Here is a 25,446-nt window from a genome sequence, read left to right on the forward strand (position 1 = left end):
AAGTTTTTAAGTTTGTATGATCGCTACCATGCACCTCATACTTTAATCACCGCCCAACTATATGAAACAACCTTCAGGAAAGGAGAAAAAACCCTCAGGTATCTTTACATTGCTACGGCCATACAAAGGTTTAATAACCCTGCTCGTGTTGTTTGCCCTCATGGGCAACAGCCTGAATCTGTGGCTGCCTAAAATCATCGGGCAGGGGATAGATGACTTTTCACACGGTCACTTCGTCTATAAGCCGCTGATCATCAAATTCGGGCTGGCCGCTTTGCTGATCTTCGTCTTTACCTACCTCCAAAACATTATTCAGACGTACGCGTCCGAGAAGGTGGCTAAAAACCTGCGTGAACGACTGGCGGAAAAAATATCCCGGCAGAGTTACGCCTGGATGGAGCAGTCCAACCCATCCCGCCTGCTCACCAATCTCACCGCAGATGTGGATTCCATTAAGCTGTTCGTGTCCCAGGCCATCGTATCACTGGTATCGTCGATCTTTATTATTATCGGCGCCAGTATCCTGCTGCTGACCATCGACTGGAAGCTGGCGCTGGTAGTGATAGCCGCCATTCCCATCATGGGCACCGCGTTTTTCTTCGTGCTGAAGAAAGTAAGAACGCTGTTCATGAAAAGCCGCGAAATCATGGACCGCCTCAATAAAGTGATCAACGAAAGCATCCTGGGCGCAGCACTCATCAATGTGGTGAACGCGCAGCAACGGGAGTATGAGAAATTCCTCGATGCCAACGGGAAAGCGCTGGACTTCGGCCTTTCAATCCTGAAACTGTTCGCCGGCCTGATCCCGGTAATCGTTTTTACGGCCAATATGACCGGTCTGGCAATACTTGCCCTGGGCGGCCGTTTTGTGATAGATGGCAGCATGACCATTGGTGACTTCGCGGCATTCAACAGCTACCTGACACTGCTGATATTTCCTATCCTCGTGATCGGGTTTATGAGCAACGTCATAGCACAGGCAACGGCTTCCTACCAGCGCATCAGCGGCGTACTGCACTCCCCGGATATGCTGGAAACAGGCTCCCTCGTTAAAAACCTGGAGGGCGACATTACCTGCGAACATGTATCGCTCAGCTATGGTGAAAAGCCCGTCCTGAAAGACATTTCCTTCTCCGTAAAAGCCGGGTCCAAAATTGCGATCATCGGCCCCACGGCCGCCGGTAAAACACAGCTCCTCTATCTCCTGATGCGGCTGATCAAACCCGATGAAGGCACCATCCGGATGGACGGAGAAGACATCGCCGCCTATGAGAGCGAGTCCTTTCACCAGCAGGTGGGCTTTGTATTTCAGGACAGCGTGGTGTTTAACATGAGCGTCCGGGAAAATATCGCCTTTAGCGATGTCGTCACCGATGCGTCACTGGAAAAAGCCATCACCACCGCGGAAGTGAAAGAGTTTACCGACCAGCTGCCGGAAAAACTCAGCACCACCGTCTCCGAACGGGGCACCAGCCTCTCCGGCGGCCAGAAACAACGCCTCATGCTGGCCCGCGCACTGGCGCTCAATCCTAAAATATTGCTGCTGGACGATTTCACCGCCCGTGTAGACACCCGCACGGAAAGAAAAATCCTGGCCAATGTGCATCGCAATTACCCGGACCTCACGCTGGTGTCTGTGACCCAGAAAATAGGCGCCGTTACCCATTACGATCAGATCATCCTGCTGATGCAGGGCGAAATGATCGCGGCGGGCACCCATGAAGAACTGATGGAAAAGAGCCCGGATTACGTACAGATTTTTAACTCCCAGCAAAGCACCAGCAACTATGAATTACAATCTTAATAAACCCGCTACGGTAAAAGGAGTGTCTAACTACACGGCCTTCAAAGGTTTGTTGCGGCTCATTTCGCACGAAAAAAGCAAGCTGGCAGTAGCTTTGCTGGCAACCATCGGTACCTCCGGGCTGAACCTGCTGGGGCCGCTGCTCACCGCCTACGCGATCGATACCTATGTGATGCAAAAACAGTATCACGGCGTACTGGTCTATTCCGGCATCCTGCTGGCTGTGTACTTCGCATCCTTCGGCATCAACTATCTGCAGACAAAACTAATGGGCACAGTGGGGCAACGGACACTCTATACCCTGCGCAACGCTGTCTTCCACAAACTGCAGCAGCTGCCGGTGGCCTTCTTTAACCAGAACAAAGCCGGAGACCTGATCTCCCGTGTCAACAATGATACAGACAAACTTAACCAGTTCTTCTCCCAGTCCCTGATGCAGTTCGTTGGAAGCATCATCTCCATGACCGGCGCCGGTATTTTCCTGTTCTCGCTCAATGTGAAACTGGGCGCCGTGGCGTTGATACCCGCTTTGCTGTCGCTGATATTCACGCGGCTGCTATCGCCCTGGGTGAAAAAGAAAAACGCTGCAAACCTGAAAACGGTTGGCGGATTGAGTGCCGAAATCCAGGAAAGCCTCAGCAACTTCAAAGTCGTAGTGGCTTTCGGCAGAAGGGATTATTTCATGCAGCGCTTTAATGAAGCCAATGAGAAAAACTACACCTCAGCGACGGCGATGGGCATCGCCAACAACGTATTTATGCCGTTTTACAGCCTGATGGCCAGCCTCGCACAGCTGATGATACTCGCCTATGGCGTATACCTGATCAGCACCGGCTCTTTTACGATAGGACTGCTGGTCAGTTACATCGCCTATGCGAATTATTTCTATAGCCCGCTGCGGCAACTGGCGGCGCTGTGGGCCAACTTCCAGACGGCGATGGCAGGATGGGAACGGATCTCTGAAATATTAGTGCTGGAAAATAACATGGGCACCATCGAAACGCATGCAAGGCAGGAAGGCGCACCCCTCCTGGAAATGCAACAGGTGCATTTCGGTTACACGGAAGACCGCGAAATCCTGCATAACATCAATCTCCGCCTGGAACAGGGAAAAACCTACGCACTGGTTGGCCCCACCGGAGGTGGCAAAACCACCACGGCGTCGCTGATAGCCCGCCTCTATGATCCGGTGAAAGGCAATGTGCTGCTGGACGGGAAAGACATCCGTTCCTACAATGCCGCGGAACGTACGCGCCGCATAGGTTTCATCCTCCAGGACCCCATCCTGTTCACCGGTACGGTCAGGGAGAATATCCTGTATGGCAACGAGGAATACGAAAACTACACCAACGACCAACTGGAAGAAGTGCTCCGGGCAGCTAACCTGGAAAAATTATTGGGCCTCTTTGAAAAAGGGCTGGAAACCCCGGTGCAGTCGGCGGGAGAGGGTGTCAGCCTGGGCCAGAAACAGCTGATCGCCTTTATGCGGGCGGTACTGCGAAAGCCGGACCTGCTGATACTGGACGAGGCTACGGCCAATATCGATACCGTGACGGAAAAACTGCTGGGCGAGATACTGGATAAGCTGCCTGCCACTACTACGCGGGTCATTATTGCGCACCGGCTGAATACTATCGAAAACGCCGATGAGATCTTTTTTGTCAACGACGGCGCCGTTACGAACGCAGGGTCTTTCCACCAGGTGGTAGACCAGCTGATGCACGGCAATAAAAACTAACATTTCGTATATACTTTACCGTTTATCATTTCCTGCAGTCAGGTCAGCGGCCTGACTGCTTTTTTTGCCCTGTATCGCAGTATGATTTCCGCCCTCTTCCGCCATAGCATTGATAGCCGGAACCTGCAACATCTCCTGCATCGTGGCTACGAAGACGCCGGCAGGCGGGCGATGAGTCCGAGCCGCCGCGAATGGGAAATAGCTTCTTCACTGTGCCTGAAGTAGCAGCAGGCGATACCTAATGCTTCCAGTTTACGGATGACGGCCAGCACCGCCGGTTTTTTCTCGTCAGAGAGATGTCGCAGGTACACGCTGATGATCCGTTGAGGAAAATGGCTGGCAATAGCTTCGTAGATGTAAGGGTCTTGCTGGGTATCATCTCCCAGGAGTACGAAACGCATATGGGGATAGCTTTCCAGGATACGGGCGATGCGGGTGAATTTGGTGTGGTGTTTCCCTCGTCCTGTTTTTAACAGCTGGGAAAAATGTTTCAGCTGGTTGAGCAGGTAAACGCCCTGCGGCAGCTGCCATGCGTCCGAAAATTCCCGGATGTAGTCATAGAGGTTCCATTCACTGCTGGAAACATAAAAGAAGGGATTGGGCATGAGCGGCAGGGTATGCCCGTGGCTGAGCAGCTGATAGTGCAGCACGGCGCCTTCAAAAGGGCGTCTGCTGGAGGCATTATGTGTAAAGAGTACTTTGAGTTTTTTGAAGACATGTTCCGAATGAGAGATCAGAAAGGTGTCGTCGATATCTGAGATGCACCCAAACTGGGTAGGGTGGGGAATATATACCTCACCGGTGCCTTCGGCGATATTTTCCCCGTTTTGTGTATGCGTGACCGTTACCGGATGCCAGCCTGCAGGAGTGGGGTATTCCGGTTTCCATTGGAAGTGGAAAAAGCCGTCGTCTGCTGTCCGCGTGTGAATGGTCTGTCCCTGCCATTGAAGCTGGACCTCCGCCAGTGGCTTGGATTTTACCATGAAGAGCCGGAGCAGCGCCCGGATATTGCCGAGCAGATGATAACGGGTACGCCCCTCCGGAAAAGGGCTGCGGGAAAGTACATGTCCAAATACCTGTAACTCGCCGGTATGGCCGTATCCGCGATAAACTTTTACGACGGTACTGGTGTTGACGCCGGTGCGCGCCCACCATCGCCGGGAGCGGTTGTCTTTTACGGCGTCATATTTGCGTTTGCCGGAAGAATGCATAGCATGCTACTGAAATGGAAAAGAAATTAAGATTATTATTTGTCATTAACCCTGCTGCGGGAGCTGCCCGGAAAGTTGCCCCGCAAGAAGCAGTCCAACGTTTTTTAGCGCACCGGCCGGAAGTCCGGGGGGAGTTGCTGTTGCTGACAGGCGATCCTGCCGGCGATGAAGCGCGTTTGCAGCAGCTGTTGCAGGAAGAAGGATGGAGTGGGGTGGTGGCTGCCGGCGGAGATGGCACGGTGAAGATGGTGGCCACTTGTTTGTTGAATAAGGAGATCCCGTTAGGCATCCTGCCGGCAGGATCGGCCAATGGCATGGCGCGCGACCTGTGTATCCCGGAATCGTGGGAGGCGGCGCTGGAGCTGGTGATGCAGGCGCATGTCCGTAAAATAGACGTGATACGTATCAATGGCCGCGATATTTCCATCCACCTGAGTGATATCGGGCTGAATGCTTTGCTGGTAAAATATTTTCAGCGGTCGGGGGTGAGGGGAATGACGGGGTATGCCAGGGTAGTGCTGAAGACATTCTGGTACCGGCAGCGTTTTGCCGTGGAGATAGACAACGGAGCTGACCAATTATCGCGCGAAGCGTTTATGATCGTACTGGCCAATGCCGGTAAATATGGTACAGGTGCTTGCATCAACCCTGTCAGTGACCTGAGCGACGGCATTTTCGAGGTGGTGCTGATAAAGGAACTTTCCCTGCTGGAAACGCTGAAGATGCTGTTTGTCCGCCGCCCTTTTAACCCGCATAAGACAGAGATCATCCGGGCGCGGAAGGTGTATATCCACACACCCGGGAAGGCTGAGTTTCAGATTGACGGGGAGTATATGGGCAAGGTGAATGAAGTGGCTGCGGAAGTAATGCCCCGCGCCCTGGCGGTGTTTGTGCCGTCACAGGTGTCAGAGGGTTAGTTCGTCGCGGCTGAGGGCATGAAACAGGTTTTGCAGCTGATGTACATGTACCAATGGGCGCCCGTAGGGAACAAATCCGGCCGGCGATTCGGTGACCGGTTGGAAACAACCTTTCTCATAGCGGATATGCAGGCTGTTAAGCCGGTTGTACTTCAGGGAGTAGATGTTCTCATCTTCCCCTTCTTCAGGAACGCCGCGGATAAAGTCGAATTTAATCAGCTGATAGAGGTCGAGCAGGACGGGATTGGCCTTTTCACAGGAAATTTTGCTGCGGGGAAGCCCGGAATTATAGATATAACCATCCAGTACGCCTTCCACTACAAAGACTGATTCCTCCATGTTGTAGTCAAAATAAGACACATAATTACCAATCCTGATATCTGCTTCGTCGATCATTGGGTCGCAATTTACGCCAGGTGAAGCAATAACAGGGCCGCCAGTGCGGGCAGTGCCTGTACCAGGAAGATCTTTTTCTCGGCTGTCAGCGCACCGTAAATACCGGCTACCGCCACGCAGCCGAGAAAAAAGACCGCCGTATGCCGTGCCCATTCCGGATCTGAAATGAGCAATGACCAACACAATCCTGCCGCCAGAAAGCCGTTGTACAGGCCCTGGTTGGCAGCGAGTGGTTTGGTGGCAGGGAATAGTGCTTTGGGGAATTTCTGGAAGATTTTAGGCCCTTTGGTGGTCCAGGCAAACATTTCGAACCACATGATGTAGAGGTGTTCCAGCATGACGAATGCGATCAGGAACTTGGCCAGTATTAGCATAACCTTGAATTTGATGGTTATGCTAAATATAAGAAGAATTATGACGAATTGCGGATGACGAAAGCGAATTTTGAGCTGAGAATCTCATTCACCTTCCGCCATCCCTCAATTCTCTAGAAGTTATTTTCTTCAGTGGTCGCATTATTCTTCTTTTTACCGCGGTTAGTGCCACCTTTTCTGCCTATTGCCGCCATGTGTTCGCGGTTGCGGCTAACAGCCTCGCCACCTTTTTTACCGGCCGCACGAGCTTCTTCGGAGGTAAACTTGTGTGCAACGCCCTGTTGATGGGCTGCTCTGCCGCCTTCCCTCGAAATAGCACGTTGTTGTTCAGGGTCCATGGATGCAAATCCCCGTTTACTGTGTTTGGGTTTGTCTGTAGGACTCTTCTCGTGGTTCTCGGCACTCGGTGCGAGTTGTTGATACCTGATGTGTTCCATAATCCTGGATTTTAATAGTTTAGTGAACAATATTGCGTAGAAGTCGATCAATATACATGCCACCGCCCGAATGGCCGTGTACAGGGGATTTTCGGTTTGCGTCCACCTGTTGATGGGGCAATTCGTTCCACAATGCATAGAATTTTTAACACAGTTTCAGCCCTGTTTCCCCATATTTCCGACCGATTTTGCCTGCTGTCAGCTGGCGTGTAATTTGTTTTCCATACACCTGTTACTTCTTTTTTTAACCCATTTAAATCTTCAAATCATGGCAAAGTATTCCAGGAAGTCTCAGGAGAAGGTGGAAAAAACCATGCATGAGATGCACGAAGGCAAACTAAAAAGTGGCCGTAGCGGTAGAAAAGTAACGAACCCCAAACAAGCTATCGCCATCGGATTGTCTGAAGCAAGAAAAGAAGGGGCGAAAGTCCCGAAGAAAGCGGCAGCAAAAAAAACAACTTCCAAAAAAACGGCCGCTAAAAAATCGGCGCCGAAAAAATCAGCCGCCAAAAAAACGACGGCGAAAAAAACGACGGCAAAACGCGCTACTGCTAAGAAGGCAACTGCCAAAAAGACAACTGCCAAAAGAGCAACCGCGGCAAAAAAGACGACCCATCGTAAAACATCTGTTAAAAAATCCACCGCCAAAAAAGGCGCTGCCGCCCGCAAGAAAACTACCGGACGCCGCGCCATGGCTACTGCCTGAAACAGACCGTTTTATCCTTCCATTTATATACAAAAAAAGACCGGTAACCGCGTGTCACCGGTCTTTTTTATGTGGCACAGGCCTTGCAGTTTTAATAGTGGATCAAAACCAGTTTGTATGGAAAAACATAGTATAACGGTGATGATTAAAGGAAAACCATACGGCCTGACCATTAGCATCAACAGGGTCGCTTATGAAACGATTTATGAAGTGATCCCCGATGTCCGCGAACATGTGCTGGACGATTTTCAACCCCATTCCCAAACCTTTATGATCGATCACACAGACACCCCGGAAGTGAATCTGCGTATTGTGGAAAGTGAACAAATTGCCCGCATCATCTGGACGGAAATACTCAATAAAATGGAAGATCTGTAAGTCTCCTCTCATGATCCCCTTTTTTTAGCCGCACGCCTTTTGTACTTTTGCGGAAAAGCGTGTGGGATCATTATGATGATGGTAACCGATAAAACCTATAAAAACACCAACCGCCGGGAGCGGATCATATTTGTTGTTAAACTGCTGATCTACTCCGGCATCGTATACTTCAACCTCGAACATCCGGCATTTTATGACAACTTTCCATGGTTGTTTAAAGTCACCAATGCCCTGTCCTTTTTCCTGGGCGCCAATATCCTCATTTCCGTTGCGTGGCTCGTGATCCTCTCCTGGTATACCCGCCGCCACCGTACAAAGCCACTGGAGAAAGATAACTTCATATTGGGGATTAACCGCATCACCTCTGTGTTAAATACCCTCTTTTTCCTGCTGGCCATCCCCATCTTTTTCGGGAAAGACCTGATGCAGCTCATCACCAGTATCACCATCGTGGCGGCTGCCATCGCCCTGCTGACAAAAGACTATATTTCCAATATGATCAACGGGTTGATCGTCATGTTTTCCGATCAGCTCTCGCTGGGCGACCAGGTCAGGATAGGAGAGTTCAGGGGAAGGATCATGGATATCACCCTGATCAACCTGGTGCTGCAGAATGATGACGACGATATCGTCATTATTCCTAACTCTGTGGTGTTTACCAGCATTATCGTGAACCAGTCCAAACAAAACATCAAAAAACTGACGCTCGAATTTGAGCTGGACCATAAACACAAGTTCACCCTGGAAGAGCTGGACGCGCGCTTACGCAGATCTATTGAAGCTTACGAACGCTACTACCGCGAGGAAAGCTTCTCCCTCAAAACCCTCGAGATCAAAAAAGATTTTGTACAGTTCAAACTGCAGCTGCTGGTGCCGCACCCCGACAAAGAAAAAGAGCGCCTCATTAAACGGGCGCTCAATACGGAAATCATCGCTATTGCAGAAGGTGGCAAAGGTTAAACCAGCACCGAAGCAGCAGTCATCTCTGCCAGCAAGGCGTCTACCTGTGACGTTTCCACATTTGGCATACAGATAATATGCGACCAGCCGTTTTCGCAGGCCAGCTGCCATTTCCGGCGGATATTTCCGGGCGGCTCCGGAAATACCACCGTGATGGAATCGGGGTTGCGCCAGGCGTTGATACCGTTTTCCCTGAATCGGTCAACTGCATACGCGGCTACGGACAGGCTGTGCCGGGCCCTTTTCTCAAGGCCGGCCAGGCCCAGGCTTTTCAGCGCGTACCATAGAAACAACGGACTGTGGCCGTTTCTTGAACCGGTGATGGTGGTATCCATACTGCCGATGTAGGCAACAGAACGGGCAATCCTGTCACGGTAAGACTTTTTGGCCACCACGACGCCGCAGGGGATAGGGGAGCCTATAAATTTATGTCCGCTGATGGCGATGCTGTCTGCCCCGTCAGCGAAGTCAAAAGCAGGCCTCGGGTCTAAAAAAGCGCAATAACTGCCGGACAGCGCACCGTCAGCATGGATGTAATGATGCCGGATGGCCAGTCGTTTCAGTATATCTTTAATACGCCCTATATCGTCCCGCGCTTCGGTCATGGTAGAGCCAATGTTGGCCAGCATGATCACAGGCATATGCCGGTTCATGCCCATCGTCTGCTCCAGGTCATCATAGTCAATTTCCCCGTTGGGCAACGTCCGGATCATAATGCTGGGCATGTTCAACAGGTGCAGGTTCTTCTGTACGCTGTAGTGGGTAGCCTCGGAATAATAGACCATCGCTTTGGGATACAGCTCCCGCGCCAGGTACAGCCCGTAGAGATTGCCCTCCGAACCGCCGTTGGTCACGTACCCCCACCAGTCGTTGGCCGGGGCACGGAACAGCCGGGCAAAAAACTCCACCACATATTTTTCCATCTCCCGGGAACCAACGGTATAGGTAGCATCCACAAAGGGATCTCCCAGGTTGTTAAGCGGATATTGTAAAAAAGGGAAAAGCGGACTGTAGTCAAAATCTTTGGATACCGGGTATCCGAGGAAATGCCGGGTGTGGTCCTGTACTTCGGTCAGCAAACGGTCCAGCATGGCCGCATCAGCGGCAGGTAACGGGTGATCTTTCATAATCGGCAATTACAGGTGTATGATGCTGCGAAGCTATGCAAATGCCATTGAATTTAACTGTCGTTGTAGTAAAGTTGGAAAATATATACTATTTTCGATTTTTTTGTAGTTTAATTGAACTAAAAGCTCCTGCCAGCGCCCGCTTTTTCAGATAAAATTTTCTGTCATGGACACACTCGATAAAACAGACCGCCGCATCCTGGAAGTGCTCCAGGAAAACGCCCGCCTCAATACCAAAGAGATAGCGCACCGTATAGGCCTGAGCGTTACCCCAACCTACGAACGGCTGAAGAAAATAGAGAAAATGGGTGTTATCAGGAATTACGTCACCCTGTTGCATCCGGAGAAAATCGGTAAAACACTGATGGCGTTCTGCAGTGTCACCCTGCAGCTGCACTCGCAGCCACTGTTGAAAAAATTTGAAGCGGCCATCGGCCGGATGGAAGAAGTGATGGAATGTTACCACGTAGCCGGTACATTCGACTATATGCTGAAAGTAGTGGTGGACGATATGCGCAGCTACCAGCAGTTTCTGACCAATAAACTGGCGGCCATCGAAAACATTGCACAGGTGCACAGTTCCTTCGTAATGACGGAGATCAAACATACAACGGCCTTCGGCCTGGTGTAACTACCGCCGCAGCACGCTCATGCCGCTGACAGGATTGTCCTGTAATACAACCGTATAACCGCGGGCGTTAATATCCTGTTCATCGGAAAGGGGAACGGTGAAAATGAAACAACTGCCTTCACCGGGTTTGCTTTCAAACCAGATGTGGCCATGGTTGCGCTCCACAAAGTCCTTGGACAGGTGCAGTCCGAGCCCGCAACCCTTTTCGTTCCGGGTGCCGGTGGTGGAGTAATAGATATTGGAGAAAATACGATGCTGATCTTCTGTAGGGATACCGGTACCGTTATCTTTTACGGACACCCGCGCTTCTCCCTTTTCCAGCTGCGCCAGGAGCACAATTTCTCCACCGCCGGGCGTAAACTTGATGGCGTTGTTGATCAGGTTACGCAGCACCAGCCGGATCATATCGGGATCGGCATACACCAGGATAGCACCTTTCAGCTCGTGGGTGAGCTTCACGTCTTTCTGCCTGGCCATGGTCTGCAACAGCTCAAACTCCTGGTTGAGCAGCAGTGTGAGGTCGAAATCATCTGCTTTTACACTGATGCCTTTCATCTGGTTGCTGGCCCACTGCAGCATGTTATCCATCATATAGGCGGTGTTTTTTACGTCGCGCCACAGTTCATCGGTATAGAAGCTGAACTGCCGGGCATCGATCTTATCATCTTTCAGCAGGAACAGCAGCCCTTCCAGGATGGCCAGCGGAGACCGCAGGTCGTGGGAGATCACGGAGAAAATTTTATCCTTTACCTGGTTGAGATTTTCCAGGGTGGCGTTCTGTTCCAGGATGATACGGTTTTGCAGGGACACTTCCTGGTTTTTGCTGTTCAGCTGCTGGTACAGTTCCTGCTGATGTTTGTATAACCGGTATACCATGGCCGTGATCAGCAGCAGTGCGAGGAACAGGGCGGCGCCGGACAGTACCAGCACACGCTGCTGCTGGATGGTGGCCAGATGCAGCTGTTGTTCCTTTTTGAGCATCACATTTTCCCGCTGTTTTTTCTCTGCTTCGTATTTGGTGGCGGAGCGGTTGATCTGACGGCTCTTCTCGATGTTGAAGTAATCGATGTTGCGTTCACTGAAAGCCTGGTAGTGTTTCAGGGCCGAGGCATAGTCATGCCGCGCAGAGTCCAGCTTGGAGCGGATCTTATAGTAGATCATCTCGTTTTTGAAGTTGCCCAGCTTTTCATTGATGGCCCTGGCGGTATCCAGGTTTTTTTCCGCACTTTTCAGATCTCCCAGTATGGTCTGCACCTCCGCCAGGTTCAGGCTGGCTTTGGTGATACCGGGCTGGTTGTCGGTGTCCTTGTAATACCGGGCCGACAGCTGATGGTAGCGCAGGGCGGTCTCATACCGGTGCTCCAGCATGGCTACAATGCCCATGTTCTCATAGGTGTAGGCCAGACCGCGCTCATCGCGCAGTGATATTTTAAGCTTCTCGGACCTGGTTAAATACAGTAAGGCGGAATCGGTTTGTTTCAGGGCTATATAGGCAGAGCCTATATTATTAAGGGTTTTGCTGATTTCGGGGATTTCGTTGAGTTGTTCTTTTATCTGGAGGGATTTCTGCAGATAAATCAATGCGTCCCTGGGACTGTTCTGCTCCGTGAAAATGTTGCCCACATCATTGTTCAGAATGCCGAGGGTGCGTGGTTCTCCCTCCGCCTCCGCCAGTTTCAGGGCAGTCAGCGTAAGCTGCAGTTGTTTGTCCAGGTTGCCTTTGGTGTTTTCCACGAGGGCGAGGTTGCGGGTAGCCCATATCTTCCCCTTCACATATCCCAGCTCATTGCTGATATTCAGGGCTTCTTCACCCATACGCGCTGCAATGCCCGCATCTTTGGTAAAGTATAGGCGTGATAGTTTGTTCAGCAGGTCCACCCTGATAGTGTCCCGCTGCGTATGTGCATTAAGGTTGAGCTGCAGGCTGTCGATTCCGCTTTGTTGCGCTCTGGTAGAAGGAGACAGCAGCAATAAACATAGTGGAATAAAAATACATTTTTTCAAAGGTATGGCCGGCAGCATAAGGTATTGTTGTTGGCTGTGACATAGTAGAGCGATTCGGGGACGTACGCTTTAATTATGCCATAAAAGTAAAGATAAAGCCGGACGATTCAAAAGAACCGGCAATAAATTGTGGCGCAGGACGTGTGATTTTTGTGTTATGCTCCCTGAAATCCGAATACAGTTGTATCTTTCAGGGCAGCAGCCGTACTACCGGTGACGGATAAACTTGTCGAGCCGGCCAGGCCGCTTAAAATCTTAAACATCAGTTCATTAACATGAAACCTGTCATTACTATCGAATATTGCCCGAAGTGCGGCTGGCTCCTCCGCGCAGCTTATATGGCGCAGGAACTGCTCACCACTTTCACCGCTGAACTGGGAGGGGTTACCCTGAAGCCCAGCGAAACCGCCGGTACCTATACCATCTTTCTGAACGATCAGCAGGTTTTTGACCGGAAAGAGGCCGGGCATTTCCCGGAAATAAAATTCCTGAAGCAGCTGGTGCGGGACCTGGTAGCACCCGATAAACAACTGGGCCATTCCGACCGGTAGCCAATCACGAATTACGAATTGAGCGCTGCCCGGTGGCGGGTCACTTTAGTAACCAGGATAATCGGGGGCACAATTCCTAATTCGTAATTCGTAATTGATTAGTACATTTGCGCCCATGTATAAAGCACTTACTATCACGGCGTTGTTCGTTTCATTGGCCATCGGTACCCAGGCGCAGCAGGATACGCTTGCTAACGGTAATACCCCTCCCCGGGAAGACAGCCTTGCCTTCCGGAAGCGCAGCTTTTTCCCGCTGCCGGTACTGGGGTATTCCCAGGAGAAAGGACTGGAGATTGGCGCCGCCATGTTGTATTCTTTTTATACAGACAATAAAAATCCGGACATCACGACGCGTAACTCTACGCTCAACCTGATACCGGCCATTACCACCGAAAGTCAGTTTAAAATTGACCTGAAAGCCAACATCTGGACCCGGAGCAATACCTGGCATTACAAAGGCAACCTGCGGTATCATAACTTCCCGCTGTATTTTTTCGGGATCGGTAATGAAACCCGTCACGACGACCGCTCCCTGTTAAACAATACCCGCTATAAGGCTCAACTGGAGGCGGAACGCCGCATTACCGGCCACTTTTACGCCGGCGCTTCCCTGTTATATCAGAATGATGCTTATAGCAGTAAGGACGATAAAGGAATTTACAACACCATGTCGCTGACAGGGAAGGAGGGTGGCCATGTGACGTTTATCGGCCTCACGGGCATTTTCGATAACCGCGATAACCAGAACTACACCCGCAAAGGTTGGTGGCTTCGGTTAAATGCGGCTTATGCGCCTGCCTTCATCAGCTCAGAACCGTTGTTCAAGCTGGAAGCACAGGGTTCCCACTTTATCTCCCTGTCGCCGAAAAGCACCATCGGCCTGAATGGTGTGTTTAATAGCCTCCAGGGTGATAAGCTGCCTTTTTACCTGCTGCCCGAAATGGGAAATGATAATATGATGCGCGGCTACTACACCGGCCGTTACCGCGATCAGAACTATCTGGCGGGACAGGCGGAATACCGTTACCTCATCGACCCTAAAATGCATATTAAAATATGGTTTGTGGACATCCGGCCTAAATTTGCGCTCGCCGCCTTTGCCGGTGCAGGCTCCGTGTTCAATAACCACAATTTTGCGCTCAATGGCTTTAAGCCCAGCTTCGGCGGAGGTATCCGTTACTTCTACGATGAAAATGCCAAACTCACAATTCGTATAGACTATGCCGTTGGTGAGCAGCGCAGTGGTGAAAGCAGGCAGAAAGGATTATACCTGTCCCTGGCGGAAGCTTTCTAAACAAGTTGGTGAGCTGATTGTTATTTGATAACAAATCGTTAACTTCCGATAACGACGAAACCATCTCACCAAAACCACTGTTTATGAAAAAAGTGCACCTGTTTTCAGCCACCATGCTGGCGTTGGCACTCGCAGGAAACGTCCGGGCCCAGGACCATTCCAGTGCTGCTTCTCCATCCAAGTTTTATCTTAAAGTAACGGGTGGTTACTTCTTTAGCGTTTTCCCGGGACAGTTCCCGAATGTTGGCCCATTTCCACCACAGGACCTGCATACTGAATACAATCCCACGCGTCCCAACCCGCTGGACACCATCAGCCGTAAAGTACTTACAGGCTCATACGGTGAAGGTGCGAGAGGTGGTATCGCTGTAGGGTACAATATCAATAAATACATGGCAGTGGAAGCTTCTTTTAATTACTACCACAGCCGTAAAAACCTGATGACGAAAAACCTCACCACGGCGGCGGGTAGTGGTAAACAGCTCACCAGTGTGGAGTCACGCGGATATGTAAATGCGGTGGACTTCGCGCCGGCCCTCGTACTGAATCCGGGTTTCGAAAAGGTGAACCCTTATGTTCGTGTGGGTATGGTGTTACCGCTCTGGGGCCGACTGTACATCGATACCGATGTGGACCAGCTGACCAGCCCTGCCGGTATTCCGCCCGGCACCATGGTCCATACCGTTATCCATCGCAAGGAAGAAGTAAAACCCAATATCACCATCGGCTTCCAGGGTGCTATCGGTGTATCCTTTTACGTGAGCCCCCGTATCGACATCTTCGTGGAAGGGGAATATCGCAATGTGCCGGTAAGAAGTAAAGAAAAAGAAGTCACTGCCTTCGAGCAAACCAATAATATCGTCAACGCCTCTACCGGCGCGGTAGTGGCGCCATTGCCTACGCAACCTACCCGCGGCCTTAGCGACCTGAGCGTAGCGGAAAAACACACCAAATACGTGACTACGCTGGATAAAAACTCCAATACGCCAGTCAACCAGATCGGCAGTAAGGTGTTTTACCGTAACGACAACGAACCGTCCAACGATCTGAAATCGTATATCAATATCGGTGGGTTAGGCGCGAACGCAGGCATCAAAATAAAACTGTGATGGTCATGATTGTTGCTGATTCGCCTGATGCGGGAAGATGAATATCATCCTCCGCCATCTGAATCATACCACACCTGGATTTTTAATGAAGAAGCCGCCACTTTTATTGTAGTGCCCCAACAGTTTAACCGGCTTCTTCATTAAAATCTGAAATAGTATTATACCGGCGATCGGCCTACTGTCATAGCGGGAAGCTACGGTATCAAGGGCGGCAAGGATACGCCGGCCCCGGTCATTGAGGTTGCTAAGCGCTTTCCTGCCACGGGCGCTGCTTTTGGTGATATTGGCCTCGGTGCGGTATTTATCGCTGAGGAAACCACTGGCCAGCGAATAGTAGCTCACAGAGAGGCATATACGTTTTTTCGAAACCGGCCCGGTCGTATAGATTGTATTCCGGCTGGAACGTGTCATATCGCGCCATTCCGTTATGGCCACCGGCTTTCAGGCTTTCTTCCAGTCTTGCTGCACTCAATAATTCCTACTCTAAATGTAAGGACTTTTATGGACCTGCGTGCCCTCAGCTAATTTCACTACATTTGGTGATCAATTTCATTTTATGATGATGCCAACAGGTATATCACAGGCGGATTTTAACTGGCTGACCAATAAATTCGGCCAACAGGGCGGTAACTCCCGTATTGATACGGAAGAAGATGTTATACACGAGATATTTCCGGACAAAGTAGTAATCGGGACACGCTTTTTGAACTGCGCTACCTATGAACTGTCTTTCGAAGGAACGACGCTGGTGGTGAAAAAAAGCCGGCTGGACGATTACCAACTGGGCGACGCCGCACACATGATAGCGGATGAACTGGACGCAGAAGATGTGGAAGAGCTGACGCTGCGCTGGAACGCTGTGCTGCGTGAACTGAAAATGTTCGATAAACTCCAGGCACAGGGTAATGCACGTGAGTTGTTGTCCCAGCTTTACCTCGATATTTTCGAAGAAGACGAGGCGGAAGAGCAGATCAATAACCTGCCGGAAACCGTTCCCGCTAACGTAACGGCCATCTGGGAAGAACTGCAGGTGGCATTGCAGCAAACGGGCAACCTCACGGATTTTGAATGGAGAGCTTTGTCTGATGAAGGCGTGTTTGCCCTCAATGAACTGTCGCCCCTGGTGCGGACAGGTGCCATCCTGGAAGCCCCCACGCCGGAAGACTATGAAGCGATGCTGGCCGCGGAAGATTTTGCCAAAGCACTGCTGGACTATTTTAACGAACAGCTCGAAGCCTTTGACCTGAAGATTGTCGCCATCGGGCCTGCGTTGGATGAATACCAGTCATTCTCCTGTTTCCCCATGCAGGACTTCCGCCTCGCCAACGCGGTGCTGAAGATGGAAGAACTGTGCCTGGTCTGCTTTTTCTGATTTCGCAAGAATTAAAATGTGATTAAAATGTGATGAGTGGTCTGGCAAAAGCCGGTCGCATTCAATATCTTAGTGGGCATTAAGTTGGTTGGATGTGAAAATATTAAGGCTGCTATTCCTTGTACTCATTACTGTCTGCGTGCTCCCGCAAGTGGAGCACAGCGATGGTTATGTGCGCTCCCTCCAGCAGCAACATACCGTCGGTATCACGCAGTATGTGCTGAAACATACCCCCCGGTACAAGTCGACCATCAAAAAGTTGAAGCGCCGTCCGGTAGGTATTAACGACAGTCATAGCCAGGTATGTTCCATCTACTGCGCCTCCCTTCCTCCTTATTTTATTTATGTAGATGATACCCGCATAGGATATCATTGTAACCCTTATCTCAGCGTACCCGTTCCCCTCCGAAGCTGGCGAGGCCCGCCAATTACAGCGTAACTCTTATTTTGAGATTTTTTGATTTTCGATTTTTTGATTTTGGTAAAACGAAGATTGAAAGGTATTCCTGTTCATCTTCACGAAATCACAAAATCACAAAATCTGTAAATCGTAAAATCCGTAAATCTTTTTTACTAATCTTTTCAGCGAGTTATGCGTATACATATGACCGCGAAAAAGAGGTATGGGCTATTGCTATGTCTGTTGCCTTTCTCCTCTTTATTCGCCGGCCCGGTCGCGGACAGCCTTTCGCTCAGGCAGGCCGTAGACCTGGCACTGACCCATTATCCTGCCGTGAAGGCGAAACAGGCGCTTGTGAAAGCAGGACAGGCCAATATCACCGATGTAAAACACAATTGGTATCCCGCGCTTCGCCTGCATGAACAGGTGGATGCAGGTACCGATAACAGTATTTACGGTTCCTATTTCACCATGGGCATGATCCCGTCCACCTCCGGCGGTATCCGGGCAGACAACAACGCCGCCCTCATGAGCGGCAATATTGCCATGGCTTCCATGCAGTGGGAGATCTACAACTTCGGCGCCTATGGCACGCAGCAGGCAGCCGCCCGCCAGGATCTGCATGTGAACGAAGCGGACCTTAACAATACCACCAACCAGCTTACCGTAACCGTTATCCGGGACTACCTCGAACTGTTACGGCTAAACGAACTACGGCAAATACAGTCAGATAATATCCGGCGTAACGCCGAAATGACCCGCGCGGTGACAGCTATCGTGCTGCATGGCTTGAAGCCCGGGGTAGACAGCGCCATCGCAGCGGCGGAACTGTCCAAAGCAAGACTCGGTCTCCTCGAGGTGTCTAACCGCTACAACCAGGTCCGTATAGAACTGGCGGCCTTTACCGGGCTGGACACGGCACAGGTGCTGCCTGTATTCGGCAGCGGCGCAGCGCTGCCGCAACTGTTGCAGCCTGATTCACTGCGGCCTGCAGACAGCCACCCGCTGCTGGAATACTATCACGCGCTCTACCAGCGCCAGCAGGCACAGGAACAGGTGGTGCGCAAACAACAACTGCCGAAGGTAAACCTGATGGCGGCCGGATGGATGCGCGGGTCCAGCGGCAGCTTCAATGATGTGTATGATAAAAACCTCTTCAGCGGCCTCGGTTACAGCCGCTACAATTACCTCCTCGGACTGGGCATCACCTGGAATGTGGCCGACCTGAAACATACACGCGACAGGATGGCGGTGCAAAAGCAGAAATCTGCCGCTGCTGCGCAGGAACTGGAAACCTCGCGGACCAACCTGCAAAGCCTTTATCAGCAGGCGCAGGCCGACATACTAACGGCGCAGGCTAAACTGAAAGAGCTGCCCCTGCAACTGATGGCTGCACAAGCTGCAGCCAAACAGAAAATGGCGCTGTATAAACATGGTCTCACCAGCATCATCGAAGTCACCAACGCGCTGTTTGTGCTCAACAGGGCGGAAACAGACCTGGTACAGGCTCACGACGAAGCCTGGAAAGCATTGTTCCGTGCAGCCTATGCCGACAATAACCTCGGACAGCTGATCAGCAGCCTCTGAGCAGGATACCGGTTTTCATTTTAAAGTAACGCTTATGTCTTTAGTCTCTTCAGCCCTGAAAAAGCCGGTAACGGTAGTGGTACTCACTGCCGGTCTGCTGCTGTTTTCATTACTGGCTATGTTCAGCATACCCATCGATATATTTCCCAAACTAAACCTGCCGACAATCTATGTAATAGAACCTTACGGCGGCATGTCGCCCAAACAGATGGAAGGCTTTTTTGCCACGCGTTTGCAGGACCAGTTCCTGTATGTGAACGGCGTAAAAAATATTTCCACTAAAAACATACAAGGGTTAACGTTATTAAAACTCACCTTCTACGAAAATACCGATATGGCGGAAGCTTCCGCCCAGGTGGCTTTGCAGGTGAACAGGGCCATGAAGTTTTTCCCGCCAGGGGCCCTGCCGCCACAGGTGCTGCGCTTCGACGCCTCGTCGCTGCCGGTAGGGGAACTGGTTTTCAGCAGCCCCAATAAATCACTTAAAGAGATCTATGATCTGGCGGCCACCCGCATCCGGCCCATGTTTGCTTCGGTACCGGGGCTGTCCGCGCCGCCGCCTTTTGGCGCCAATTCCCGCTCGGTCGTGGTGAACGTAGACCCACAGCGCCTGCGGGCCTTCAACCTGTCGGCCGACCAGGTAGTGGAAGCCATCGCCAGGAACAACGTGATGACGCCGTCCGGCAATATCCGTATCAATAATACCATGTATGTCACTACCATCAACTCCCTCGAAAAGGAAGTGACAGATTTCGGAGAGATCCCGATTGTGACCAACGGCAATGCCACCGTATTCATCAAAGATGTGGCCCGTGTGGCCGACGCTACTGACGTGACGGTGGATTATGCGCTGATCAACGGGAAACGTTCTGTATACATCCCTGTGGTAAAAACCGCAGACGCCTCCACCTGGGAAGTAGTGAAAACGCTGAAATCCAAGCTGCCGGAGATGCAAAGCCTCCTGCCCGACGATGTAAAAGTCTCTTATGAATTCGACCAGTCCGTGTTCGTGATCAACGCTGTGAAAAGCCTGATCACAGAAGGATTGCTCGGTGCGTTGCTCACCGGTTTGATGGTGTTGTTGTTCCTGCGAGACCTGCGCAGCTGCCTTGTAGTGGTGATCACCATTCCGATCGCAGTATTGTGTGCGGTGCTGGGACTGCAACTGGCAGGGCAAACCATCAACCTGATGACGCTGAGCGGACTGGCGCTGGCCATCGGTATCCTGGTGGACCAGGCTACGGTGACGATAGAAAACATACACCAGCACCTCGAAATGGGCAAGCCGGTACGGCGTGCCATCTATGACGCCTGCGAGGAAATTGCTTTCCCGCTGGTGCTGATCCTGTTGTGTATTCTCGCTGTTTTTGCACCGTCTTTTATCATGACCGGCGTACCTCGTGCCATGTTCCTGCCCTTGTCGCTGTCCATCGGTTTTGCGATGATCGCTTCTTTCTTTGCCGCGCAGTCGCTGGTGCCCGTGGTGTCTAACTGGTGGCTGAAAGCGGAGAAATTCAGCCACGGTCACAGTCATGTGGGCCTGGCGCTGGACAATGCGGAGGTGAAGGAGGTTAATGAACATCTGAAAGAGGAAGCGTCGATACCGGAAGTAAAGAAAGAAGGCTTCGAGCGCTTCAAGGGAGGCTTTGTCCGTGTGCTGGAAAATGCCATGAAACGTTCCGGGCTTATCGTCGGGGTGTACGTCATCGGTTCACTACTATTGGCTGGCGGCTGTTACTGGTGGATAGGGAAAGACCTCATGCCTCATGTGAATGCGGGTCAGTTTCAGCTGCGCCTGCGTATGCCCGACGGCACCCGGCTGGAGCGTACCGAGGCGGGACTGCACGAGGTACTGAATATTATCGACAGTACCGTCGATGGCCATGTGGCCATCAGCTCGGCTTATGTGGGATTGATCCCCAGCAGCTATGGCACCAGTAACCTCTACATTTTCAATAGCGGCACGCACGAGGCAGTGCTGCAGGTGAACCTCGATGAGGATTACAAAACAGACATAGAAAAACTTAAAGACCAGCTGAGGGCCAACATTACGGAGAAGATACCGGAGATGCGCCTGTCTTTTGAACCGATAGACCTCACCGAGAAGATCATGGCGCAGGGTGCTTCCACGCCGATAGAGCTGCGGGTGGCAGGTAAGGACATGAAGCAGATCGCAGGATATGCCGAAGGGCTGGTATCGCGGTTGAAGCAGATTTCTTTTCTGCGCGATGTGCAGATTGCGCAGCCGCTGCATTTTCCGGTGATCAGTATTGAGATCGACCGGCTTAAGCTGGCGCAGATGGGGCTGAACATCTACCAGGTGGCGCGCTCGGTGACAGCCTCCACATCTTCCAGCCGTTTTACAGAAAAAAACCAATGGCTGGATGAGAAAGTGGCGTATACCTACCAGGTGCAGGTACAGGTGCCGGAATACAGCATGACGGCCATCAACGACCTGAAGGAGATTCCGCTGGTGCCCGGACGGCCGCGGCCCGTGCTGGCCGATGTGGCTTCTTTCCGGACCACTGAAATGCCGGGGGAATACGACCGCGCCGGTCCGCGTAGGTTCGTGACCGTTAGTGCCAATATCACCGGTAAAGATCTGGGCGCCGCTACTGCCGCAGTGCAGAAAGTCGTGCGTGAGGCAGGTACGCCGCCCAAAGGGTTGATCGTGGAGCTGAAGGGCGCGTCGAGCCTGCTGGTGGATACGCTGGAGAGCCTGGAACGAGGGCTGGCCATGGCGGTGGTTGTTATTTTTCTGCTGCTGGCGGCCAATTATCAGTCATTTAAACTGTCGCTGGTCGTGCTGGTGACCGTACCCGCGGTGATCGCCGGCGCATTGCTGGCTTTACTGATGACAGGCGCCACGCTCAACCTGCAGTCATACATGGGCATGATCATGTCTACTGGTGTGTCAGTGGCCAACGCCATCCTGATTGTCACCAATGCGGAAAAACTGCGGTTGTCCTACAACGATGCCGGTAAGGCAGCGGTGGTCAGCGCGGGTATCCGCTTGCGGCCTATCCTGATGACAAGCCTGGCCATGATAGCCGGCATGATACCTATGGCCACCGGTTTGGGCGAGGCCGGCGACCAGACGGCGCCGCTGGGCCGTGCCGTGATAGGAGGGCTGATCGCTTCCACATTGGCGGCCCTGCTGATATTGCCGCTGGTATACGCACGGATGCAAAAGAAAGCTACGCTGGCATCTCCCTCTTTAATGCCTGAAGATCTTTAATCAAAATAAAAACAATATATATGAAAAATATGACTGCTAATTGGATGATGTTGGGACTGCTGGCGGGGCTGGCGGCCTGCCATTCGGCGGCTGCACCCGAATATAAAGCGACGGCGCATGAGCGGCAGTACCAGCTGGCCAAAGTGGTACAGCAACCACTGTCAGGCAGTATCCGCCTGCCGGGCACACTGGAAGCATTTCAGAAAGTAAGCATCTATCCGCGGGTCAACGGTTTTGTGAGCCGTATAATGGTTGACCGTGGTTCCCGTGTGAAAAAAGGACAGGTGCTGCTGGTACTGGAAGCGCCGGAAATTACGCAACAGTATTATGCGGCGCAATCCAAATACATACAGGCCGCTGCCATGTACGCCGCTACCAAAGACAACTACGAGCGGACGGTGGCCACGGCCGACGAAACGCCGGGTACGATTTCGGCGCATGACCTCGAGTTGTCCAAAGCCCGTATGCTGGGCGACAGTGCGCTGATGAACAGCGAACAGGCCAACTTCCGCGCCCGTGGGGTGATGCGGGATTACCTCACCGTGACGGCCCCTTTCGATGGTGTTATCACAGAGCGTAATATCCACCCTGGCGCACTGGTAGGACCGGATACCAAAGTAGGGGACAAGCCCATGCTGATGCTGGAACAGGAAGATAAACTCAGGCTGGTGCTGCAGGTGCCGGAAATTTACAGCGGTCAGCTGATGGGTCAGTCAGTGGTGAACTTCAGCGTTAACGCTATGCCGGGCAAGGTGTTCAAAGGCGCTGTGTCCCGCGAGGCAGGCACGCTGAACGACCGGTACCGCTCCGAAGCGGTAGAGGTAGACGTGCAAAATACTTCCCGCGAATTGAAGCCGGGCATGTATGCGGAAATTACGATGCCGGTCAACGGCTCCGCATCGGCGCTGGTGGTCCCCGCATCTGCGGTGGTAATGTCTACAGAAAGAAAATATGTCATCGTGGTAAAAGATCACCGTACGCAATGGGTAGATGTACAGGAGGGAAATCATCATAACGATTCCACAGAGGTATTCGGTAACCTGAAAGCGGGTGAAGAAGTGGTGGTGCGGGCGACCGATGAAATCAAGGATGGTATTGCCATTCATTGATGTCTCCTGTCTGAAAAAAAACATGCCGTCCCGATGATTCGGGACGGCTTTTTGCTAACTGTTCCGTCTATATTGATTTCTTCTGTTCCTATTGAAAAAAGGGAACGGTAACATCCACCTAGTAATCAATAACGGATATTTACCTGTTGTTCAACTAAAAATTTTACATGAATATCCTGACATGCCTTTTGGCATGGAATCGTTGTATAACTGAAATAATGGAGGAGTGGTTAAGTCAGACTGCCCTGCAATAATTAAAATTTTGTGACACCGGGTCAACAAGCCCCTGGATGATATGTATGGATGAACTCAAAGTGGTCAACGCCAATAGCTGTTTATCAAATCACAGAATAATTACAAAACTGTCTCGCCAGCGTCATTGCTTAAATAACAAGAAACGTTTTGAAATTGTTGACAAGAAATAAAAATTACAGATTGAACAGTTCTTTGATGCCGAGGGCCAGCATTTGGACGCCGATTACAGCGAGGATCAGCCCCATCATTTTAGTCACCACCATCATTACATTGGTGCCGATGACCCGTACAATACGCTCGCCGGCGATGAAGAGCAGATAGGTGATGTAACATATAATGGCGTATACGCCCATAACAATGGCGAGATGGGTCAGGTCTTTGGCAGCGGAATAGCTCATGGACGTGGTGATAGCGCCGGGACCTGCCAGCAAAGGCATCGCCAGCGGCGTAATAGCCACGCTGATGCCCTGGTCGGCCTTCACCGGCTGGTCGCCCAGCTTCTGCGCCTGCGCGCTTTCCTCCTTGCTTCTGACCATTTCATAACCGATAACAAATACCAGTATACCGCCGGTAACCCGCAGTGCCGCCAGCGTGATGCCGAATACGTGGAAGATCAGTTTGCCGGCCACACTGAAGACAAGAATAATACAAAAGGCTATCAGCACCGATTTGGTGGCGATGTTGCGTTTGGCTTTTTTATCCATGTAAGAAGTCAGCTCCATGAAAACCGGTATCGCGGAAATAGGGTTCACGATCGCCAGCAATCCCATGAACACAGTAGTGGCAAATGCAAAGTAGTTATCGAACAGAGACATCATACCTCAATATAGGAAATTTATTAATTCGTAATTTCCCAAATTTCAGTTTCCCGGAAGATTATTTTTACTGCCGGATGCGGGGCAGCTGCCAGTTATAACGGAGGCTTAACAAACGTATGCCTACTATAACGGTAACGGATATACTCTGAGTGAGATCGGCCGGCAGATGGGTGAAGAAGCCTGCCAGCACGAAGAGCGCACCGCCGGCGATGGAAGCTACCGCATATATTTCCCGGGTGAAGAGCACGGGTTGTTCGCCGGTGATCACATCGCGGAGCAGGCCGCCGAAAGCGCCGGTAATAACGCCAAGGGCTATGCATACGGGAATTGGCAGCCCGGCAGCGATGCCTTTATTGATACCGGTGATGGTAAACATGCCGAGGCCGATGGCATCGAAGATGTTCAGCCAGCGTTGAAGTATTTTTACGTAGGAGAAGAAGAGGGCCGCAATAACGGCTGCCGCAATAATGGCGGTATTACTGAGTTCATCCGTCATCCAGGCTACCGGGGTAGCGCCAATCAGGAGATCGCGGATGGTACCGCCGCCGATAGCGGTAATAAAAGCCAGGGCCAGCAGGCCTATGACGTCGTAGGATTTATTGATGGCTGCCGTTGCGCCGGAGACGGCAAAAGCAAAGGTGCCGGATAGCTCCAGCCCCTGTATAAAGGTCAGTGACATGCCCCTGTCTGATTTTCGCGCTAAGATAATCAGTCTGCAGGAATATCCGCGCTGCCGGCGGGCAATCAATAATCGTAGTCGTATTCGCCACGCAGCGTACGCTCTATCTGATTACGGAGATCGCTGCTGAAACCTTCTACCTCGATCTTGGGTTGATGGTCAAGATTGATACGGAACCGGCCTTTTTCAAGCGCCAGGAGGTCGTAAATGTCTTCCAGCAGGGCGTAGAGCAATTTCCGGGTATTTTCTGCTATCTGGGCCAGAAAAGTATCTTCAAAATGAAAGAATTCGCGGTTTTTATAAGATAAGGTAACTTGTATCATAACAAATGGTTTTTCCAGGATTTGAGAT

The 25,446-nt window shown here is 51.4% G+C and carries 25 protein-coding genes; 15 read left to right on the top strand and 10 right to left on the bottom strand.

What is annotated here, in order from left to right:
- Window positions 1-61 precede the first annotated feature (61 nt).
- Entirely contained in the window at window positions 62-1,804 is a 1,743-nt protein-coding gene (locus B5D63_RS29100; RefSeq protein WP_078672401.1) for an ABC transporter ATP-binding protein, read from the top strand.
- Window positions 1,788-3,542: an ABC transporter ATP-binding protein gene (locus B5D63_RS29105; protein ID WP_078672402.1), complete on the top strand. Its 1,755-nt coding sequence runs from the start codon at window positions 1,788-1,790 to the stop codon at window positions 3,540-3,542. Before B5D63_RS29100 ends, B5D63_RS29105 begins: the two co-directional genes overlap by 17 nt.
- Window positions 3,543-3,688: 146 nt before the next feature.
- Here B5D63_RS29105 and B5D63_RS29110 read toward each other — a convergent pair whose 3' ends face one another.
- Entirely contained in the window at window positions 3,689-4,753 is a 1,065-nt protein-coding gene (locus B5D63_RS29110) for an App1 family protein (RefSeq protein ID WP_078672403.1), read from the bottom strand.
- Between the two features lie 14 nt (window positions 4,754-4,767).
- Between B5D63_RS29110 and B5D63_RS29115 the strand changes: the two genes are divergently transcribed.
- On the top strand, window positions 4,768-5,670 hold the full coding sequence (locus B5D63_RS29115; RefSeq protein WP_078672404.1) for a diacylglycerol/lipid kinase family protein: 903 nt from the start codon (window positions 4,768-4,770) through the stop codon (window positions 5,668-5,670).
- Here the strand turns inward: B5D63_RS29115 and B5D63_RS29120 are convergent.
- The 3 genes from B5D63_RS29120 to B5D63_RS29130 all read right to left on the bottom strand — a co-directional run bounded on the left by B5D63_RS29120 (window position 5,659) and on the right by B5D63_RS29130 (window position 6,877).
- On the bottom strand, window positions 5,659-6,066 hold the full coding sequence (locus B5D63_RS29120) for a hypothetical protein (RefSeq protein WP_078672405.1): 408 nt from the start codon (window positions 6,064-6,066) through the stop codon (window positions 5,659-5,661). The genes B5D63_RS29115 and B5D63_RS29120 overlap by 12 nt on opposite strands.
- A gap of 11 nt (window positions 6,067-6,077) precedes the next feature.
- Complete coding sequence (locus B5D63_RS29125; protein ID WP_078672406.1) at window positions 6,078-6,440, bottom strand: DUF1304 domain-containing protein; 363 nt, start codon at window positions 6,438-6,440, stop codon at window positions 6,078-6,080.
- Window positions 6,441-6,553: 113 nt separating this feature from the next.
- Window positions 6,554-6,877, bottom strand: coding sequence for a KGG domain-containing protein (locus B5D63_RS29130; protein WP_078672819.1), 324 nt, complete (start codon window positions 6,875-6,877; stop codon window positions 6,554-6,556).
- A gap of 70 nt (window positions 6,878-6,947) precedes the next feature.
- Between B5D63_RS29130 and B5D63_RS29135 the strand changes: the two genes are divergently transcribed.
- The 3 genes from B5D63_RS29135 to B5D63_RS29145 all read left to right on the top strand — a co-directional run bounded on the left by B5D63_RS29135 (window position 6,948) and on the right by B5D63_RS29145 (window position 8,921).
- The gene (locus tag B5D63_RS29135; RefSeq protein ID WP_235021651.1) at window positions 6,948-7,583 is read left to right on the top strand and encodes a DUF6496 domain-containing protein; all 636 of its coding nucleotides are present in this window, start codon (window positions 6,948-6,950) and stop codon (window positions 7,581-7,583) included.
- Between the two features lie 117 nt (window positions 7,584-7,700).
- Window positions 7,701-7,961 carry a hypothetical protein gene (locus tag B5D63_RS29140; protein WP_078672408.1) on the top strand — a complete coding sequence of 87 codons (261 nt, stop codon included), beginning with the start codon at window positions 7,701-7,703 and terminating at the stop codon, window positions 7,959-7,961.
- 72 nt (window positions 7,962-8,033) lie between these two features.
- Window positions 8,034-8,921: a mechanosensitive ion channel family protein gene (locus B5D63_RS29145; RefSeq protein ID WP_078672409.1), complete on the top strand. Its 888-nt coding sequence runs from the start codon at window positions 8,034-8,036 to the stop codon at window positions 8,919-8,921.
- On the opposite strand, the gene B5D63_RS29150 is transcribed toward B5D63_RS29145, so the two are convergent.
- Window positions 8,918-10,048 carry a histidine decarboxylase gene (locus B5D63_RS29150; RefSeq protein ID WP_078672410.1) on the bottom strand — a complete coding sequence of 377 codons (1,131 nt, stop codon included), beginning with the start codon at window positions 10,046-10,048 and terminating at the stop codon, window positions 8,918-8,920. The genes B5D63_RS29145 and B5D63_RS29150 overlap by 4 nt on opposite strands.
- Before the next feature lie 166 nt (window positions 10,049-10,214).
- Here B5D63_RS29150 and B5D63_RS29155 point away from each other — a divergent pair, with 166 nt between their 5' ends.
- Window positions 10,215-10,679 carry an Lrp/AsnC family transcriptional regulator gene (locus B5D63_RS29155; protein ID WP_078672411.1) on the top strand — a complete coding sequence of 155 codons (465 nt, stop codon included), beginning with the start codon at window positions 10,215-10,217 and terminating at the stop codon, window positions 10,677-10,679.
- Here B5D63_RS29155 and B5D63_RS29160 read toward each other — a convergent pair whose 3' ends face one another.
- Entirely contained in the window at window positions 10,680-12,683 is a 2,004-nt protein-coding gene (locus B5D63_RS29160) for a tetratricopeptide repeat-containing sensor histidine kinase (RefSeq protein ID WP_159456213.1), read from the bottom strand.
- Window positions 12,684-12,958: 275 nt separating this feature from the next.
- Between B5D63_RS29160 and B5D63_RS29165 the strand changes: the two genes are divergently transcribed.
- The 3 genes from B5D63_RS29165 (at window position 12,959) to B5D63_RS29175 (ending at window position 15,637) form a co-directional block, all read left to right on the top strand.
- Complete coding sequence (locus tag B5D63_RS29165) at window positions 12,959-13,234, top strand: Rdx family protein (RefSeq protein WP_078672413.1); 276 nt, start codon at window positions 12,959-12,961, stop codon at window positions 13,232-13,234.
- Between the two features lie 115 nt (window positions 13,235-13,349).
- Entirely contained in the window at window positions 13,350-14,528 is a 1,179-nt protein-coding gene (locus B5D63_RS29170; protein WP_078672414.1) for a BamA/TamA family outer membrane protein, read from the top strand.
- An 83-nt stretch (window positions 14,529-14,611) separates the two neighbouring features.
- Window positions 14,612-15,637, top strand: a complete 1,026-nt coding sequence (locus tag B5D63_RS29175) for an outer membrane beta-barrel protein (RefSeq protein ID WP_078672415.1) — start codon at window positions 14,612-14,614, stop codon at window positions 15,635-15,637.
- Window positions 15,638-15,700: 63 nt separating this feature from the next.
- On the opposite strand, the gene B5D63_RS29180 is transcribed toward B5D63_RS29175, so the two are convergent.
- Entirely contained in the window at window positions 15,701-16,048 is a 348-nt protein-coding gene (locus B5D63_RS29180) for a hypothetical protein (protein ID WP_078672416.1), read from the bottom strand.
- A gap of 145 nt (window positions 16,049-16,193) precedes the next feature.
- On the opposite strand from B5D63_RS29180, the gene B5D63_RS29185 reads away from it, so the two are divergent.
- The 5 genes from B5D63_RS29185 to B5D63_RS29205 all read left to right on the top strand — a co-directional run bounded on the left by B5D63_RS29185 (window position 16,194) and on the right by B5D63_RS29205 (window position 23,343).
- Complete coding sequence (locus tag B5D63_RS29185) at window positions 16,194-17,009, top strand: DUF6630 family protein (RefSeq protein WP_078672417.1); 816 nt, start codon at window positions 16,194-16,196, stop codon at window positions 17,007-17,009.
- 94 nt (window positions 17,010-17,103) lie between these two features.
- Window positions 17,104-17,448, top strand: coding sequence for a hypothetical protein (locus B5D63_RS34835; RefSeq protein ID WP_143313177.1), 345 nt, complete (start codon window positions 17,104-17,106; stop codon window positions 17,446-17,448).
- 165 nt (window positions 17,449-17,613) lie between these two features.
- Window positions 17,614-18,996 (top strand): TolC family protein, encoded by a 1,383-nt coding sequence (locus tag B5D63_RS29195; protein WP_159456214.1) that lies wholly within the window; start codon window positions 17,614-17,616, stop codon window positions 18,994-18,996.
- 34 nt (window positions 18,997-19,030) lie between these two features.
- Complete coding sequence (locus B5D63_RS29200) at window positions 19,031-22,234, top strand: efflux RND transporter permease subunit (RefSeq protein ID WP_078672420.1); 3,204 nt, start codon at window positions 19,031-19,033, stop codon at window positions 22,232-22,234.
- 20 nt (window positions 22,235-22,254) lie between these two features.
- A complete protein-coding gene (locus tag B5D63_RS29205) occupies window positions 22,255-23,343 on the top strand; it encodes an efflux RND transporter periplasmic adaptor subunit (protein ID WP_078672421.1) in 1,089 nt (362 codons plus the stop codon).
- A gap of 428 nt (window positions 23,344-23,771) precedes the next feature.
- Here the strand turns inward: B5D63_RS29205 and B5D63_RS29210 are convergent, their stop codons facing one another.
- The 3 genes from B5D63_RS29210 to B5D63_RS29220 form a co-directional block, all read right to left on the bottom strand.
- Window positions 23,772-24,416: a MarC family protein gene (locus B5D63_RS29210; RefSeq protein ID WP_078672422.1), complete on the bottom strand. Its 645-nt coding sequence runs from the start codon at window positions 24,414-24,416 to the stop codon at window positions 23,772-23,774.
- 64 nt (window positions 24,417-24,480) lie between these two features.
- Window positions 24,481-25,095 carry a trimeric intracellular cation channel family protein gene (locus B5D63_RS29215; RefSeq protein ID WP_078672423.1) on the bottom strand — a complete coding sequence of 205 codons (615 nt, stop codon included), beginning with the start codon at window positions 25,093-25,095 and terminating at the stop codon, window positions 24,481-24,483.
- Window positions 25,096-25,160: 65 nt separating this feature from the next.
- Window positions 25,161-25,418, bottom strand: a complete 258-nt coding sequence (locus B5D63_RS29220) for a hypothetical protein (RefSeq protein WP_078672424.1) — start codon at window positions 25,416-25,418, stop codon at window positions 25,161-25,163.
- Window positions 25,419-25,446 lie beyond the last annotated feature (28 nt).

Source organism: Chitinophaga eiseniae (assembly GCF_900167135.1).
Taxonomy (GTDB): domain Bacteria; phylum Bacteroidota; class Bacteroidia; order Chitinophagales; family Chitinophagaceae; genus Chitinophaga; species Chitinophaga eiseniae.